We start from the raw sequence: 16,541 nt of genomic DNA on the forward strand, positions 1-16,541 counted from the left end.
CTGAAGTTTCTTATCTATGAGGATGCAACACGTATTCTGGATGTGTTCCCTCCTATCATTTACTATGCCGGTATAGTATTTTCAGGGTAAAAAAAGATGTTCCAATCATGGTTCATCATCGTCTGAGACGAGATTGGTAACAGCCTGTTGTATGAGACGACGAAACAGCACCTGTTCGATCTCGGACATCCCGCGCACCGTGCATTCCGCTAGAGCATGCCATATCTGGAGGGCAGGTTCATACAAAGAACGACCGCGTTCGGTGAGGTACACCCGCGAGGCCCGCCGATCTGTGGGATCAGGACGACGCACCACAATGCCAGCTCGCTCCATCCGCTGGATGGACTTCACAATCGTAGCCAATCCCACGTCGAAGCGGGCTGTCAATTGCGTGGCGGTCAACCCATCTTCCTGGTAGAGGAGAAAGAGAATATGCTCCTGCCCGGTATAGAGACCGAGCCTGTTGAGTGCCTCTTCCGCCCACTGGCGATGGGCATGGGCCAGCATGACGATGTGATAACTGATCTCTTCGTTCATGTGCGTCGTCTGTTCCACTTCCCATTTACTCTACCGGCAGAGTAACATCAAAAGGGGAAAGTCGTCAAGGGTAATTTCGGTCCAATTTCGGCCGGTTTGGGGGAGAAGCTGTTGCTTTCCTGACAATTCTTCTGTTGAAGGGGTAGCGCTACGTAAGCTGTCACCAGCCTCAAAGTAGCGGGCACTTTACGTATAAGAAGCTAGAATAGCATTATGTTTTTATTCAGAGCAAGGGGATTTTCTCTCTTGCATGTACATAGATGTTTTTCTGTTGTGTTGAGTGAACTTCTTCGTTATACTCCGAACGTTACTGCTGGCTTTGACTCTCAGAGGTGAAACTGGCAGATCATAGAGGTGAAATGGGGAGTGAAGAAGAAGAGATATGAAATGTCAATGGGAGCATGAAGAGCTAATCGAGCATTGGATACTGAGTGCTTGGGACCAAGCTCAAGTAGGGAATAAGACTGGAGCGACTCGCTTAGGATTTGCGGTGTTGCTCAAATTTTTTCAGCGCAAGGGGCGCTTCCCGTTTTTCAAAAACGAGATTCCTGGGGGGATTATCTCCTTTGTAGCAACACAAGTAGGCGTAGAGCCATCGGAGTATTTGCAGTATGATTGGCAAGGCCGCACGATTGAATATCACCGAGCCTTGATCCGTAAGGCACTTGGCTTCAAGGAGTCGAGCCAGGAAGATGCTGCACATGCAACAGTGGCTCATGACAGAAGTGCTTCCGCAAGAACATCAAGATGAACGCTTACGGGAGCAGGCATATACATGGTTCAAATGTCAGCATTTAGAGGCTCCGACTCCAGACCGTCTGACTCGCTTGATGCGGTCTGCTGCCTCCACTTTTGAACAACAGCTCTATGATGAAACGCTTTCTCGCCTTCTCGAAGCGGCGCAGACAGCTCTGGAAGCGCTACTGATACCAGAGATTACTTCTGCACAAGAACACGAGGATGAAGCGCAAGGGGATTCTCCAGATCGATCAGCTACAACTGTCAGTCCTCTTCAGCAGCTTCGCATGGACCCAGGACGAGTTGGGTTGGCGACGATGCTGGAAGAGATGGCAAAACTGAGACGTATTCGAGAACCCGGTTTGCCTGACGACCTATTTCCGGGCATTGCACGCAAAGTCTTGATCGTCTATCGAAATCGCGCAAGCGTTGAAGAACCCTCACGCCTCCGTGCGCATCCCAGAGCGAAGCGCCTGACACTCCTTGCTGCCCTCTGCTTTCTCCGCGCACAGGAGATTACAGATGGCCTAGTAGATCTCCTCATTCACATTGTTCACAAAATTGATGTACGGGCCGAGAAACGGGTGGAACAAGAATATCTCAACGAATTTAAGCGCGTGGCGAATAAAGAAGGCATCCTCTACCGCATTGCTGAAGCTGCGGTGGAACATCCAGATCAACCAGTACGTGAAGTAGTCTTCCCGGTGGCTTCGGAAAAGCTGCTGCGTGATCTCATCAAAGAGTACAAAGCTCGTAGTCCTGCTTTCCGTAAGCAAGTACATGTCATCATGCGTGCATCCTACAGCCACCACTATCGGCGCATGGTGCCAGAATTGCTTGATATTCTCAGTTTTCGCTCGAACAATGAGCTGTACCGTCCAGTGGTTCGTGCGCTCCAATTGGTTCAGGATTATGTCCGTTGCCCACGCCAATATTATCCTGACCATGAAATCATCCCCATTAAAGAGGTCGTCGCACCCAAATGGCGCGAGTTTGTGGTCGAGAAAGACGACGATGGGACGGAAAAGGTGAATCGGTTGAATTACGAAGTGTGTGTATTGCAGGCGTTGCGGGAGAAGGTACGGGTGAGGGAGATTTGGACCGTTGGGGCGAATAGGTATCGTAACCCTGACGATGATCTGCCCACCGATTTCAGCCAAAAACGAGATACGTACTATGAGGCGCTTCACCAACCTACGGAAGCTGACACGTTCATCGACTCCATCAAAGAGGATATGCGTAAGGCGCTGCTCTCCCTCGACGGAGCCATGCCCCACCTTCGCGATAAAGTCAAGCTCCTGCCAGGTCGCAAGAAGCCCATTTGTCTTTCCCCGCTGGCCCCCCAGCCTGAACCTCGCAATCTGCTCAGCCTCAAGCAAGAGGTGGGGAGCCGCTGGCCCATGACCAGCTTACTCGATATGCTCAAAGAAACAGCTTTGCGCACGAATTTTCCTGATTTGCTCACCTCAGTCGCGAGCCGAGAACGCTTGCCCCGCGAAGTATTACACCGACGGTTGATCCTTTGTCTCTATGGGCTGGGGACCAACACGGGCTTCAAGCGCCTCCCCAGCGCTGATCCTGGCACCACCTACTCGGACCTGCGCTATGTGCGCAGCCGCTATATTCACAAAGAACAACTACGCAATGCCATCGCCCATGTTGCCAATGCCATCTTTGAGGCGCGGAGAGCGGAGATCTGGGGAGAAGGCACAACGGCTTGTGCCTCTGACTCGAAAAAGTTCGGAGCCTCGAACCAGAACTTGCTCACGGAATGGCATATTCGCTATCGTGGGCCTGGAATCATGATTTATTGGCACATCGAAAGGAAATCTACCTGTATTTATTCGCAGCTCAAAAGTTGTTCTTCCTCAGAAGTAGCTGCAATGGTTGAGGGCCTTTTGCGTCATTGTACTGACGCTGAAATCCAGAAAAATTATGTCGATACACATGGACAGTCTGAGGTAGCATTTGCTTTTTGCCATCTCCTGGGCTTCCGCTTGCTGCCTCGACTCAAGGATATCGCCTTACAAAAGCTCTATCGCCCGGAAGCAGGCAACTCTTCCGACTACGAGAACTTGCAGCCGATCTTGACCCGGCCCATCGATTGGGATCTCATCCGCAATCAATATGATGAGATGGTCAAGTACACCACCGCGCTTCGGCTCGGCACAGCAGAGACGGAGGCCATCCTTCAGCGTTTCACGCGCAATAACCTCCAGCATCCTACGTACCGAGCGCTCGCAGAGTTGGGCCGGGCCATCAAGACCATTTTTCTCTGTCAGTATCTCGAATCAGAGGAACTGCGCCGGGAGATCCATGAAGGATTAAATGTCGTCGAAAACTGGAATTCCGCCAATTCTTTCATTCACTATGGAAAAGGGGGAGAATTTACCTCCAATCGCCTCGATGATCAAGAGGTCTCTATGTTGGCGCTGCATCTCTTGCAGATTTCGCTGGTCTACATGAACACGTTAATGATTCAAGATGTGCTAACCGAGAGTACCTGGCAGAAGCGACTGACCAAAGAAGATTATCGAGGGCTGACGCCCCTCTTCTACAGCCATGTCGAGCCATATGGGATGCTGCAATTGGATATGAGCAGGCGGTTGGCACTCGCTTCATGGGATGAAAGCTCCACTATGTGTGTCAAAACCGTTGGTTTGCTGAAATACACTCCACCTACAAGAGATTTTCGGGCGAGGGATGAACCAGCGTCGAAAATGATCTTCTCATGAATTTTGAGTCTTCCCGTTGCAATGCTGCCGCTATCTCCTCTAATTCGCTTCTTGTGTCGCCTAATTGCTTGAGGGCCTCAACTAAGCGCACCTGAAGATAGTGTTCAGGGAGAGATAATCCCTGCACATCCAGTACCAACAACTGGGCTAATGGGTCTATCGCTTGCCGATTCCCCAGGTGCCCAAGTGTTGCAATCAAGCTCATTTGAAAGCCCGACTTCGGGGTGAAATCTGGATAAGGACCTGGATAAGGATGAAGAAGCGCAAGCAAGGCATCGAGCAGATGAGGAGGATGGAGTCGTAGCAGCGTCTTCAGCAAATCACCCTGAAAATTCCCTGCGCGGGAAGAGGTAGGCTCCGGATCAAGGAACAACAGGAGCCGATCAGCGATTGCTCCTCCCCCGATGTGCTCTAGCGCTTTGAGCAGATCCCTCTGATAGTCGATCTCTTTGCTTTGAGGATTGAGCAACCGAAGAAGCGGTTCCTTGGCGCTGCTCTCCTGTAATCGGCCTAATACCTGGATGATCTTCCTCTCATTTGGGTACACAGGGATCAGGGACAGTAAGGGTTCCACCGCTCGCTGATCTCCTCGCGCCCCCAGAGTGAGTGCGGCTTGCAGCGCCAGTTCTGGTTCGGATGCACCCGAGAGCATCAGCAAGCGTTCCCGTGCCCCTTGCTGATCATACATCTGATCAAAGTCAATCAAGATTTTCAGCAATTCTCTTACCGCAAATCGCATTTCCTCATTTGCTGTTTCCAGGGCGGAGAGCAGTGGGAGCGTGATCTGGACCGATTGCAGTGCCGTGAGGATTTTCACGACCATCGGACCTAGATATTCTTTCTGCCATCTCTGATCGAGGTCGTGGGAGCGAGGGAAACGTTCCCTTTGCAACCCGTCGTTGAAAAAATTGAGGATCCGTTCTCTGTGTTCCCAGGAGTTCAGGAGATCAAGCAAGCGGTTGGCTGTCTGCTCGTCTGCACCCAGACTGAGGACATCTTCCACGAAGTCGGAGAAGGGATTCTTGAGAAACGTAGAGAGCAGAGGGCTGTCAGCGATGGCTTCTTTGGTCAAGCGCACGCCTGCTGCCTCCGCAAGAGCGGACATAATCTGGAGAGAGTCATAGTCGTCATTCTCAGTAGGCGCATCTGAGAAGCCTGCGCGGCGAAGCAGTTCTTGCACTTGGGGTGAAGGATTTGTGTAGAGGAGTGTGCCAGGTTCAGCGCTGACAATGGGTGTCCCATCTTCCGCATAACAAAACCAGGTATGTCCATTAACCTCGTGATTCAAGACTGAGACTGCTCTCGTGCCAGCAGAGATGGTGTGCAAGACTTCTGGGATCTGCCCCACGTATCCATAATCTTCATAGACAAAGGCCCATTCACCGCATTGACCTACCCAAAGCACCGTGCCAAAGAGCCCGAATTGCTCTATCGCGTTCTGGTCGTCGAACGAGACGAAGCGTGCCTGGGAAAGTTCCCCGCCGAAACGCTGCAAGAGTTCTCTTTTATCCAGGCCCTCTACAAACGTCATGCAATACCCTCTGTAGTTTTCGCCTACATTTGGGGTTGCGATCCTCGCCGCTGTGTTTGCCAGCATCGGAGGCTTTCGCTCCGCTCAGGCGTTCAGCAACGGGTTTTCCCCGGCGATGAGCGTCGCGGCAGCTCTGTCACTGATAGGAGCCATCGCTGGCCTGGTACTACCCGGCAGGCGCGCAAGAACTGTCGTAAAAACGCAGGCAAAGGCATCTGAGATAAGGGAAAACGAACTCTCCGGCGCGCCGGAGCAATCCTCGATCTTGTAAATCCCAGAAAGAGTAGCTTGAGCTGTAGAAGTCGTAGAGACGAAGGAATGATTGCATCACGATTCAAGCCTGCAATGGAGCGTCAGTTCCGTTGCAGGCTTGAGCAACGATTCTACCTCTATGGGGAGAGGGTAGGTGTTACACGTCCCTCCTAGGATTCATCATGGGGAGTTTCCTCTTCAACCGTACTATGCCCTTCCTCAACAACAGCTGTATTGCCTGGCACTTCTTCCACGCTGTCGCCTTGAGTTGACTCTTCCTCTTTTGTTGCAGTAGCACCGGCCTCCGCTTCCGCAGCAATTTGTTCTGTTTCGATCGCCTCCCCCTCTGCTTCTTCTCCGGCTTCTTCCACTTTGGTCGTCTCCCCCTTCCGCTTCTATAACGGCCTCTTCAGCGGCAATTGTTTCAACCTCCGCCTCGGTTGCGTCCGCCTCGGCCTCTACAGCAGTTTCCTCCGCGCCTTCTGCCGCTTCCTCTACAACAACTGCTGCCACCAGAGTATCGTCTGCTGCCTCTTCCGCTGCACTGGCCCGGACAGGAGCTTCAGCAACGATCTCTTCTTCGACCACTGCTTCTTCTCCTGCAACCATTGCTTCTGCCTCTGAGACGGTCGCCTCTGCTTCCGCTTCTGCAGCGGCTTCCTCTGCTTCGGTTGCGTCCGCCTCGGCCTCCACGGCGACTTTCTCCGCAACTTCTGCTGCTTCTTCAGTGAGAGTTGCCGCCCCCACTGTATCTGGGGGTTTTTGCATATCCCCCGCGCACGAGTACACCGTTTCGGGGGATATGCAAAAACCCCCTATGTCAGAGAGGCAAAAAAGAGATCGCAAAGCACTGAGCCATCTGCATAATTCTACAAAAATCGCCAAAATACGCATAATATTGTTTCTACCCGCTACTTTGCGGCGGGTGACACCTCGTATAATAAACCCATTAGCTTCTGGGAGGAAGTGAGGCCGTTCAAATCCTTGCTGGCCTCGACCGCGTAAAGTAGATGGCCCCGGCACCGACTCTTATGAGTGGTTACTCATATTTAAAGTATTCATTGCGACAAAACTGGCCTTTTCCCACTGGAAAATCCACTTGAGGAGCTGAGAAAGCGTCAGGGTTGCGACTTTTTATCGCAATCAAAAGTTGCAATATGTGTTACCACTCATAAAAGTCGGTGCCATGGCCCCCTTCCTCTCCACAGGCAACTCCATTCTGGACCGTATCCAGTGGCATTGACCACGCATCACGAGGAGAGAATGAGGATGCCCAGGACAGCAACTTCCTAATGGGAACGTTGTTTTTCGTTGCTTGAGGAGGATTGACCTTGCAAAAGCCATCGACACCTGTTTCCTACCACCTCTTTGTCGGCATTGATATTGCCAGCGAGACCTTTACTATTGCTCGTCTTTTGCCAGAAACAAAGCCGAAAGGGGAGCTAAAGCCTTTTGAACAAACTTCAGCAGGTTTCGCACGCTTTCGCACCCTGCTGCTGACACAAGGTATTGCACCTGCCAATACCTTGGTGGTCATGGAAGCAACTGGCAGCTATTGGATAGGGCTGGCCATCTTCCTCACCGAGGCAGGTTTCGCCGTGAGTGTCGTCAACCCGGCGACAGCCCACTATTTTGCAAAAGCTCAACTCAAGCATGCGAAAAATGATATGCTAGATGCCTGTACTTTGGCCCAACTCGCGCAAGCCCTTCTCCCTGCTTGTTGGACCCCACCTCCACAGATCTACCATGATCTCCAGCAACGGTTGACTCAACGCGCCAGTCTTCTTGAACTGCGTACTCAAGTCACCAATCAACTGCACGCGCTCTCTGTCCACCCCAATGTTGTTCCTTCCGTCCGTCAGCGACTGCTTCAACTGCTGGAGCTGCTCAATCAACAGGTAGCCCAAGTTGAAGCTGAAATCCACCAGTTGGTAAAGATCGAGCCGCCACCGCAGAAGCCCTGCTCACTTGAACGTAAACCGGCAGACGAGAGTGAGGACGTTAAAACGGTCGAGTGGAAGTGGAAACAATCTATTGTCCTGCTACAAACCATTCCTGGGATCGGGATATGGTCAGCCTGTTGGCTCACTACTGCGACCCTCAATTTCACTCCGTGTACGACAGCCGAAGCGCTGGTGCAGTACGCAGGTTTGGCTCCTTTGGAACGAACAAGTGGAACGAGCGTGCGAGGAAGAGCACTGCTGCGTCACCACGGCCATGCTCGCATCCGAACCATGCTCTATTTAGCTACCCTGTCTGCGACCCGCTACAATCCTGCGATCAAGACCCTGATTGTGCTCGCCTGCTTGGGATTCACCCCAAAACGTTGCGCCAATGGCTCCAGCAGGATGCCTTGCCCCTTTCCGCTCATCCGAGAGATGCTCGCATCAAGTGTCTGACTGCCCAACAAATTGAGCAGTTGGCTGTTGTCCATCATCGTTCACTTCCGTCTCAGTTGGAGCCTCAGACCAAGCAGGAAGTCGCTTCGGCTCAGCCCGCACCCCGCCAAGAGGTGTTGATCTCTTCCTCTGCTTCCCAGCAAGAAGCACCTCTTTCCCAGAAACTTTCCTTGTTGGAAACCAGAATCGCCCAGTTGTCTGAGCAGGTCGCTCACCTGACGCTGGCATTGCTAAAGGCGCGAGAGCGCACGGTTGAGCGAAGACTCTCGGATTTGGAAATGGTCGTCCAGGAACTGGCAGGGATGCTCAGTCTTTCCCCTCCGCTTCCTGTTCGTTTGGAGCAGCAGGCCGAAGGGAAGCCAGTGGCCGCGCGCCCGCTCATTGAGGCAGAACTCCGCGCTCGGTCCCGTATGCCCCCATTGATCGAATACAGCGCGCAAGGAACCTATGTGGTCGTCAGCTCGCTGGAGGGCGAACTGAGCTTGATGCCTGCTTCGCGAGAATGGTTTGATTGGCTGGCGACTCTTTCTTCGTTCCGCTTCGTCGGACAATCTGGTCGCTTTACTGCTTACTGTGAGACCAATCATGGCAAACCGACACGCGGTTGGATTGCCCATCGTAGTCTCCACGGTCGCCACTACAAACACTGGTTGGGTGTGACTGACCGCTTGACTATCGACCATCTGGAACAGATGGCGGCCCGCCTCCAATCTCGCCTGACGACGCTCTAATTGCTACTCTACCCAAACGGGAAAAATGAGCATGATTAGCAATATATATTAGGGATTGCTAGCGAACAAAGTAATATATTGCTTCCATTAAAGTGATACATATGCTACACTCAATTTTAGCAATCAATTGGTGTAATTGCTAAAATTGGCAGCATGTTGTTCATGCGCGCTCACAATCTTTCGAGAAGGCTGTTCCACTTTCGCTTTCCAGAGGAAGACAGAGCAAGGCACGACGACATCCCGAGAGAAAAAGGAAGGAGACCCTCTTTTGAATGAACAATGGGTACACGACTACACTGTCCTGGTGTTGAGGCTGCAAAAGGCCGTTGATGCGCGCACTTCCTACGAGCCCGTTGAGGAATATCTACCGCCGGAATGGTCTGAGCAGGTGCAGCATGAGCCTGTTCAGTTGGGAGAGACGCTCGTACGCGATACGCAGGCGTTGATGGATACTCTCTCTCAGCAACATTTTGAGCCGCAACGGGCAGCGTATCTGGCGAAGTTGCTGCGCGCGCTGGAAACGGTCAGCCGTCGTTTGCGGGGTGAACGCTTCTCACTGCAAGAGGAGGTCCTGCGTTGCTATGATCTTCACGTGGATTGGCTACCCGAGAGCATCTTCGAGCAGGCGCACGCTCTGTATGATGAAGCACTGCCCGGAAGCGGCGACCTGACTGAACGCTTCCAGCAATGGAAAGCGGCGTTCACGTTGCCGAAAGATCAAGCTCATTTGTTGCCTGTTTTTCTCCAGCGTGGCCTGGACGAGGTCCAGCTGCGCACGCGGGAGCTTCTTCCCTTGCCAGCGGATGAGCAGGTAGAGATCCAGCCTGTTGTGGATCGGCCTATACGAGCGATAGCCTGTTATCTGGGGAATCATCGCTCACGCATCTACCTCAACCCTGCGGTGCCGTTTCCGCTGACCGATCTCTTCTATGTGCTGTGCCATGAAGGGTATCCCGGTCATCTCGCAGAGGCTGTGCTCAAAGACGAAGCGCTTATCCAGCAACGAGGGTACCTTGAGCAGCGAGTCAGCTTCTCTCTGCCCGCCGCGCCGCTTTACGTGATCAGCGAAGGGCTTGCTCTTCACGCGCATGAAATGCTCTTTGGTCCTGGAGAAGCGGAGCAGTGGCTGGCCGAGCACATTTATCCAGAAGCGAGCATGACTCCCGACGGCAGCGATCTGACGAAGATCCAGCGCGCCACGGATCTGTTGCTTGGAGCGGTGTGCAACGCGGCCTGGCTCTTGGGCGAAGGACGTTCTGACACAGAAGTGAAAGAGTATCTCATGCGTTACGCGCTCCTGGACGAAGAGGCTGCGCAACGCCAGCTTGCCTCCTTGCAGCGGCCATTTCACGAGACTTACATTTTTACGTACTTCTATGGCCGCCGCCTGCTCGAAGCGAGCTTGCAGGGACCACAGTGCCGGGAGCGCCTGCATCAGTTGCTCACCCAGCAGATCTTGCCATCTGATCTAGAAGAAAGGTCACAGTAACTCGTGGAGACGGGGGCGCAAAGCTCCCGTCCCTGCATACAGGGAAGATAGGGAGTCAGCACATCCAAACCTTAGCGTACACTTTTCAGGTTTGGATACGCTGACCCCTAATTTGCTAAGCCGGGCTAGGAGGTTCTGTCAGAACTGAGAACGCAGAAAAGCTTACTGGACACAGAGAATGCTCGCCTTATCACTCGTGTAAGCTATGAGGCTGCTTGTATCATGATCTGGAGAGTGGCAAGGTGCTGGATAAAAGACTGCCGTTGTTCCAAGAGTGAGACTACTTCTCCCCCGGTACGGCGCGGACGGAGATAGTTGCACAATTCGTCAAAGGCACAGCAGAAACGTGCCGCTGCTTCAAATGTTTTAAAGCCATGCATCGGATAATACCGTTGCTTCATCCCTCGATGGTCTTGCTCCAGCAGATTATTGAGGTACTTGTTGGTTCGATGCTGGGTATTGCTGCTCATTGTTTCGCGTATAGCTCGTGGATACGATGCATGGCCATCCGTCGTCACTTGGTTGGGAATGTGGCCTACCACACCAACAGCCTGCTGAAAAAAGTGTTTGGCCGCTTCCATATTTCTCTCTCACTCAACCGAGAATCAACGAGCTTGCCATCTTGATCAATAGCTCGATACAAATAGCACCACTTCCCATGTACCTTCACGTAGGTGTCGTCAACGTACCAAGAAGCTCCGGCTTGGCCTCGCCGTTGCATTCGTAACTGCCCTGCTATTAATGGTGCAAACCGTGTTTCCCAGTCTCGAATGGCTTCGTGCGTAAAAACAAAGCCACGTTCAAGAAACATCTCCGCAACGTCACGTAGACTGAGTTTATAACGCAGCCGCCAGACAACTGCGAGGAGGACAATGTCCGTCGGAAATTCCAGATAGTTGAAGGGCGTGCCAGTTCGTTCATTGAAGCTATGGTGACAGTGAGGGCAGAAGAATGTTGCGTAGCCCAGTTTTGTTTTCTTCGTTCGCTTCCTGGTAGTAGTTGCAGTACAATGGGGACAATTCATAAGCCAACATTCCTTCTTGAAGCCCGTTTTGCTGTGATCAGCATAGCAGAATTCCGGTTTCTTTACCAGAGCATTGTCTGAGTTCTGACAGAACCATCTGATCGAACAAGATCATCGGTTCATCAAGAGATTGACGAAACCTGGGATGGGCTTTTTCTCGTTCGAGACGGCCTGGCGAACACTCCAAGGATACGAGGTGATGAATATGATCAGGAAAGGGCAACTGCAGGCAGTGGTCAAAGGGGATGTGAAAGGCCAGATGGCTTTGGTTGCCATACTCTTTGGAGTGGCCGTTTAAGAAAGATTGTAAGGAACCATTACGCTCAGTTTCTTCTTTGCAATTGCTTGCAACACAACCTTCTGTGGAGGCTGCGCTATAAGTTGAGTTTGCGCGATCTCGCTGAGATGTTTCTAGAAAGAGGTTTTGTGTTCACCCACGAAGCAGTTCGGGATTGGGAGGCTCGTTTTGCACCGCTCATCGCTGATCAGCTGCGAACCCGCGCGACGCGGACAAGCAAGCCGGTCCTGGTATGTTGATGAAACCTACATCAAAGTGCATGGGAAATGGTGCTATCTCTATCGTGCTATTGATCGAGATGGTAATCTGGTTGACTCCATGTGAAGTGAGAAACGGAATATGGATGCAGCCAAACGGTTTTTCAAGCAAGCCGTCGAGACGGTTGGTCATGCGCCAAAGCGAGTAACAACGGATGGGCATGACGCCTATCCACGTGCCATTTATGAGACGCTTGGTGGTGACGTTCTCCATCGGTGTAATCACTACCTCAACAATAGAGTAGAGCAAGATCATCGCGGGATCAAACAACGCTATTATCCGATGCGCGGTTTTGGAAACTTCGTGTCTGCCACACAATTTTGTCGAGCCTTTGATGAGGTCCGCCAGTTCTTTCGGTTCCGTACGACGATCAGGCAATCTGTTTCCCTCGCACAGCAACATGACCTGTTCCGTGAGCGGCTGAATGCCTTCACGACACTGATTTTGAGAGCGTAATACCAATCCAAATGGTGGGCGAGCAGTATCAAAATGCTCTGTTCTGTGCTTGTATTCTCAGTTCTGACACATCCATAAATACTACTGGAGAATGATCACGCTTTACTGGGAAAGGATATGACCGTCAAGCTTTGAAATCTTCGTACGCATCGTTGATACGAAGGGAAAGTTCCTGAGGTGACTCAAATACCAACAGATCAAGCCACACACGCACTCGTCTTCCTGTTCCCTTGCGTAGGTTCATCTCTACTTTCCAGCCCCAAACGTTCATGCTTACAACATTTTTGTAGTTGATCACAAGGGATGCGAGCTTCGCGCTCCTTTTCCCAGCGACGACACCCATCGGACAAAGAACCAGCAGCCGGTCATGATCGATGATCCACGTTCCTGTTGCCGCAAGAAGCCCAAAGAAAATTATCAGAAGAGCGATCATCAACAACGTTCCTGTTACCACAGTAAGCCCAGAGAAAATTATCAGAAGAGCACCCACCAACAATGAAGGACTCAAAACCAAAGCCAAAAGAAATCCCAAGCCCGAACCGAGAAGGCCATTTCCAAGACACTTTCTCTTCACTTCTGCTCGCGAAGCGTAAAAGACGTGCCAACTCGGAGGAATATCACCATCACGAACTCTCCTCAATACTTCTGTTCCATCAATATCAGGAACAACAGGTTGCCGTGTTTTCTGAGAGGAGGCTCTGACTGAGAGAGTATTTTTCTCAGGTGAAATACCTGTAGGAACTGCGCTGCGCGCCCCATCCGCTTTGTTTTCACTGGAAGTTGGCGCAGGCTGTATCTCCCTCAGTGCAGCAAGAGAGGTATCTAGCGCCGCATGAGGAGGCATAGCTACGGGAGGAAATGCCTGCTGAAGTGGTTGAGCAGGTATCCAAGGGGTGGTGGGAGAGGAGGAAATGGACCTTTGGTTGGAAATGGCATGGGGGGATGACGCATCGGGCATTTCTTGCGTCACCTGTTCAAGAGCTACGGCAAACTCCTGCACTGAAGGGAAACGCTCCTTCGGTTCTTTGGCAAGCGCTTTGAGAATGACCTGATCCACCCGAGATGACAAGCCAGGAAGTTTCTGGCAGAGCGAGAGTGGCTCCACGGTTAAATGCTTGATGGCAATCTCTTGGGGTGTTCCAACAAAAGGAAGTTGGCCACAGAGCCACTCATATGCGACGACAGCTAAAGCATATTGGTCGCTCTCGCGGCGCGGATGTTGTGTGATTTGTTCAGGAGCCATATACGGGGCGGTCCCAGCAAAGTTTTGGGTGCCGATGGAGGAGGTACTGTGTGCGATGGCAACAATCCCAAAGTCAGAGAGCACAATTTCCCCTTGTCGGCCAATGAGCATATTGGCCGCTTTGACATCGCGATGGATAAGTCGATAATCATGGGCGTGTTGCAGGGCCTCGGCAACCTGTTTCACATAGGAGACCACGTTTACTAAAGGCACCTGTTCTCCTCGGGGATGGCGCTCACGCAGCGAACCATCAGGGTAGTACTCCATCACTAGGAAAGGGATACCTTGTTGAATATCAAAATCCAAGACATTGACAATGTGAGGATGCTGGAGGGCAGCAATGATATTCGCTTCTTGTTGGAAAGCTTTAACGTCTTGCTCAGAGACGCTCGTATGCAGGATTTTGATGGCTGCATATTTTTGCTGGAGCCGAAGATGTTGCCCCAGGTACACCGAGGCTTGCCCTCCCTTTCCAATCAGGCGCAGCAACTGATAGCCACCAAACTGCTGATTGATGAAATCTGCCACAGACGTTTCTCCTCACGACTTCAAGCATGCGTACAGTGACGAAAAGAAAGGACAATGCCAAACGATGGGAGACAGGATACAGTACGCTTGGCAGAGGAGAAAAAGGAGCGACCAATGCCTAAAGCAAACCTAGATTTTCTCTGCCATTGTTCTGATAACAGCATACTCAGTTTTTGAGAGAAAAACAACCCTTTGCCTTATATCTTGGATCTTGTCCGTTTTGACGCATTTCTGAGACAACAAGTTCAGAAATGTTTGTGTATTGGAGCCTCTTTTTATGAGAGTGAACCAAAGGACATGTTATGGTTCCTAAATGGGACCAAGAAAGAAGATATGCATCAAAACGGAGAACTACACCACACTGTTCGGTTGCTGTCAACTGAGGAGAGAAGCCAGTCACTTGACACTTTATGGGTCAATCAGCAGGACAGAAAGCAAGACAAATCACACTCTGGAAGAGATTGCCTACTACTTGGGACATATCACCCTCAGAGGCACGCCTGCAGTGCAGACAACGATTCGCTATACGCAGATGACGCGAGCGCAGGTCAAAGAGAAATTGAAAGCGCTCAAAGGATAGTCATACCTGAAGGAGCATCGCAAGGCTTCTTCTGAAAATGCTCCTCGATTGTAAAGAGGTGCACCTAAATTATGCTATAGCACCTTTCTCCTGAAGAGAGACAATAAAGGGGCACTTTAGAGAACTCGACGCCGAAATTTGTAGTTAAACCACTCAGGACCTTGCTCTGCAAGAGGTTCCCAGCGATCAGCAAGTAATCTTGCCTTCATAGTATCACAAGCCTGGACATCTTTTTTAACACCTGGATGGGGAAAATTCGTGGAGATAGTGACGCTTGGATCTGTAGCCATGTAAGGTCCTCTAGGGCCAAGAGCCTTTGCAATAAAACGATGAGAGAATCCCAGAGCACCAACAAGCTCATATTCAATCTGACAATGTTCCCACACCGACTCGGTTGCGTTTGCCGTGATCCGGATACCACAAACGTGACAAAAGTTTGCATTGTCCGGCTTGAGCGTACCAGCAGAACCGAGCCGTCTGGTGCCGCAAACATGACAAAAGTTTGCGGTAGATAGCAACTCTGCTCCACATTGAGTGCATGAATTAGGAATAGCCATTGCAATCTCCTTCACTTCCTCCTGATTAGCCCTGTGCTCCATTGAGGCGCGTCATTGCGGCCTGTGGAAGATCACTCACCGATACGAGCTTGACCATCACAGGTCATCTCGGTTAAGATCATTCGGGCGAGCGACCAAATACAGTCGGCCCTAACGCCGCGCACCTCATGACAACATCCTAACAAGGCTTCATTCCAGGGACAGCCATTTGCACCGCAAAAGATCCAGCTTATTATTTACGCTCTCTCTATACTCTCTTGTCTGCCACCGCATTTCATTTGACGGTCAATTTTCTTCTTCCACTCAGTCCTCGCTTCTATCTACACCATTTTGGCTCAGCCTTGTGATAGCCTTACGTCGTACTTGCTCCAAGTTAATACCCAAGCTTTCCAGGACACCTGCCGCAATACCCTCTCCCTCGGCAACTAATCCAAGTAAGAGATGTTCTGTACTGAGTGACTGATGATTCAGGCGACGAGCTTCATCAGAGGCAAGCTCTACTACCTTCTTGACACGGGGAGTCAGACCGACTTCACCCAGCACAATACGATCCCCACGACCAATAATAAATTCCAGGGCACTGCGGACTTTCTCAGGCTCTACGCCAAGCTCATTCAGTAGTTTTCCTGCTCCTCCCCCAGGCTCATCTAGAAGGCCGAGCAAGAGATGTTCTGTACCAATATAATTATGCTGGAAGCGCTGAGCTTCTTCTTGAGCGAGTCTCAAGACCTTCCTGGCTTGCTGGGTTAACAACGCTCCATCATTCTTCGACTGGGCAAGTTCTTGTCTCCCTTGAACGGAATATACCTGGTTCTCCTCATCCCCTTTGGCAGTTGTTTGAGTATCAACCACTGGGATTTCTTCCTCGCTCTCTGTCTTGAATTCCGTTTCTTGCCGCTCACGAAGCATGCGCATAGCCTCATTTAAGCGCCACTTATCGGCTTCTGAACTCCCGTCAGAGTTTGCCCCCTGAAGGACACTGCTGATGGCTCTAATCGCTGTGCCAATGTCCTCGACATCTTCATATTTATAGTGGCATAATGAGAGCGCTGCTACCTGGCGAATATCTCGATCACTACTTTGTATGAAGAACCTGATTCCTTGAAAAACTTCTTCAGCATTCATACTGGCGAAAACTTCGTCTCTCATCTTGCTGGCATCACCTTCCTTGATCATTTTTGTCTT

At 51.2% G+C, this 16,541-nt stretch carries 11 protein-coding genes and 4 pseudogenes; 8 read left to right on the forward strand and 7 right to left on the reverse strand.

Annotation, left to right across the window (positions count from 1 at the left end; genetic code table 11):
• Positions 1-105: 105 nt before the first annotated feature.
• A complete protein-coding gene (locus K3T83_RS52505) occupies positions 106-555 on the reverse strand; it encodes a MarR family winged helix-turn-helix transcriptional regulator (RefSeq protein ID WP_236065305.1) in 450 nt (149 codons plus the stop codon).
• 364 nt (positions 556-919) lie between these two features.
• Here K3T83_RS52505 and K3T83_RS52510 point away from each other — a divergent pair.
• Positions 920-3,890 (forward strand): annotated as a pseudogene (locus tag K3T83_RS52510) (Tn3 family transposase); the annotation flags it as partial.
• A gap of 64 nt (positions 3,891-3,954) precedes the next feature.
• Here the strand turns inward: K3T83_RS52510 and K3T83_RS52515 are convergent.
• Positions 3,955-5,607 (reverse strand): DUF6461 domain-containing protein, encoded by a 1,653-nt coding sequence (locus tag K3T83_RS52515; protein WP_268963599.1) that lies wholly within the window; start codon positions 5,605-5,607, stop codon positions 3,955-3,957.
• On the opposite strand from K3T83_RS52515, the gene K3T83_RS52520 reads away from it, so the two are divergent.
• Entirely contained in the window at positions 5,594-5,812 is a 219-nt protein-coding gene (locus tag K3T83_RS52520; protein ID WP_220211021.1) for a hypothetical protein, read from the forward strand. The genes K3T83_RS52515 and K3T83_RS52520 overlap by 14 nt on opposite strands.
• 200 nt (positions 5,813-6,012) lie before the next feature.
• Here the strand turns inward: K3T83_RS52520 and K3T83_RS52525 are convergent, their stop codons facing one another.
• Positions 6,013-6,561 carry a hypothetical protein gene (locus K3T83_RS52525; protein WP_220211022.1) on the reverse strand — a complete coding sequence of 183 codons (549 nt, stop codon included), beginning with the start codon at positions 6,559-6,561 and terminating at the stop codon, positions 6,013-6,015.
• Between the two features lie 563 nt (positions 6,562-7,124).
• On the opposite strand from K3T83_RS52525, the gene K3T83_RS52530 reads away from it, so the two are divergent.
• The 3 genes from K3T83_RS52530 (at position 7,125) to K3T83_RS52540 (ending at position 10,412) form a co-directional block, all read left to right on the forward strand.
• Entirely contained in the window at positions 7,125-8,192 is a 1,068-nt protein-coding gene (locus K3T83_RS52530) for an IS110 family RNA-guided transposase (RefSeq protein ID WP_220211023.1), read from the forward strand.
• Complete coding sequence (locus K3T83_RS52535; RefSeq protein ID WP_236065306.1) at positions 8,147-8,923, forward strand: hypothetical protein; 777 nt, start codon at positions 8,147-8,149, stop codon at positions 8,921-8,923. Before K3T83_RS52530 ends, K3T83_RS52535 begins: the two co-directional genes overlap by 46 nt.
• Before the next feature lie 268 nt (positions 8,924-9,191).
• A complete protein-coding gene (locus K3T83_RS52540; protein WP_220211024.1) occupies positions 9,192-10,412 on the forward strand; it encodes a hypothetical protein in 1,221 nt (406 codons plus the stop codon).
• 203 nt (positions 10,413-10,615) lie between these two features.
• Here K3T83_RS52540 and K3T83_RS52545 read toward each other — a convergent pair.
• Positions 10,616-11,223: pseudogene (locus K3T83_RS52545) on the reverse strand (IS6 family transposase).
• Positions 11,224-11,527: 304 nt separating this feature from the next.
• On the opposite strand from K3T83_RS52545, the pseudogene K3T83_RS52550 reads away from it, so the two are divergent.
• A pseudogene (locus K3T83_RS52550) lies at positions 11,528-11,734 on the forward strand (DDE-type integrase/transposase/recombinase); the annotation flags it as partial.
• A gap of 5 nt (positions 11,735-11,739) precedes the next feature.
• Positions 11,740-12,448, forward strand: a pseudogene (locus tag K3T83_RS52555) (IS6 family transposase).
• A 124-nt stretch (positions 12,449-12,572) separates the two neighbouring features.
• Here the strand turns inward: K3T83_RS52555 and K3T83_RS52560 are convergent.
• Positions 12,573-14,219, reverse strand: coding sequence for a serine/threonine protein kinase (locus K3T83_RS52560; protein WP_220211025.1), 1,647 nt, complete (start codon positions 14,217-14,219; stop codon positions 12,573-12,575).
• Between the two features lie 400 nt (positions 14,220-14,619).
• Here K3T83_RS52560 and K3T83_RS52565 point away from each other — a divergent pair, with 400 nt between their 5' ends.
• Positions 14,620-14,799: a hypothetical protein gene (locus K3T83_RS52565; RefSeq protein WP_236065307.1), complete on the forward strand. Its 180-nt coding sequence runs from the start codon at positions 14,620-14,622 to the stop codon at positions 14,797-14,799.
• A 116-nt stretch (positions 14,800-14,915) separates the two neighbouring features.
• Here the strand turns inward: K3T83_RS52565 and K3T83_RS52570 are convergent, their stop codons facing one another.
• Together K3T83_RS52570 and K3T83_RS52575 are read right to left on the reverse strand one after the other, a co-directional pair.
• Positions 14,916-15,356, reverse strand: a complete 441-nt coding sequence (locus tag K3T83_RS52570; protein WP_220211026.1) for a zinc ribbon domain-containing protein — start codon at positions 15,354-15,356, stop codon at positions 14,916-14,918.
• A gap of 303 nt (positions 15,357-15,659) precedes the next feature.
• Positions 15,660-16,505, reverse strand: a complete 846-nt coding sequence (locus K3T83_RS52575) for a Clp protease N-terminal domain-containing protein (protein ID WP_236065308.1) — start codon at positions 16,503-16,505, stop codon at positions 15,660-15,662.
• Positions 16,506-16,541: the final 36 nt, after the last annotated feature.

It is taken from the genome of Reticulibacter mediterranei (genome assembly GCF_016587455.1).

Coding starts and splice junctions, on each gene's coding strand:
- K3T83_RS52515 (WP_268963599.1), bottom strand. CDS start 5,607: ATGCTGGCAAACACAGCGGCGAGGATCGCAACCCCAAATGTAGGCGAA.
- K3T83_RS52525 (WP_220211022.1), bottom strand. CDS start 6,561: ATGCAAAAACCCCCAGATACAGTGGGGGCGGCAACTCTCACTGAAGAA.
- K3T83_RS52570 (WP_220211026.1), bottom strand. CDS start 15,356: ATGGCTATTCCTAATTCATGCACTCAATGTGGAGCAGAGTTGCTATCT.
- K3T83_RS52575 (WP_236065308.1), bottom strand. CDS start 16,505: ATGAGAGACGAAGTTTTCGCCAGTATGAATGCTGAAGAAGTTTTTCAA.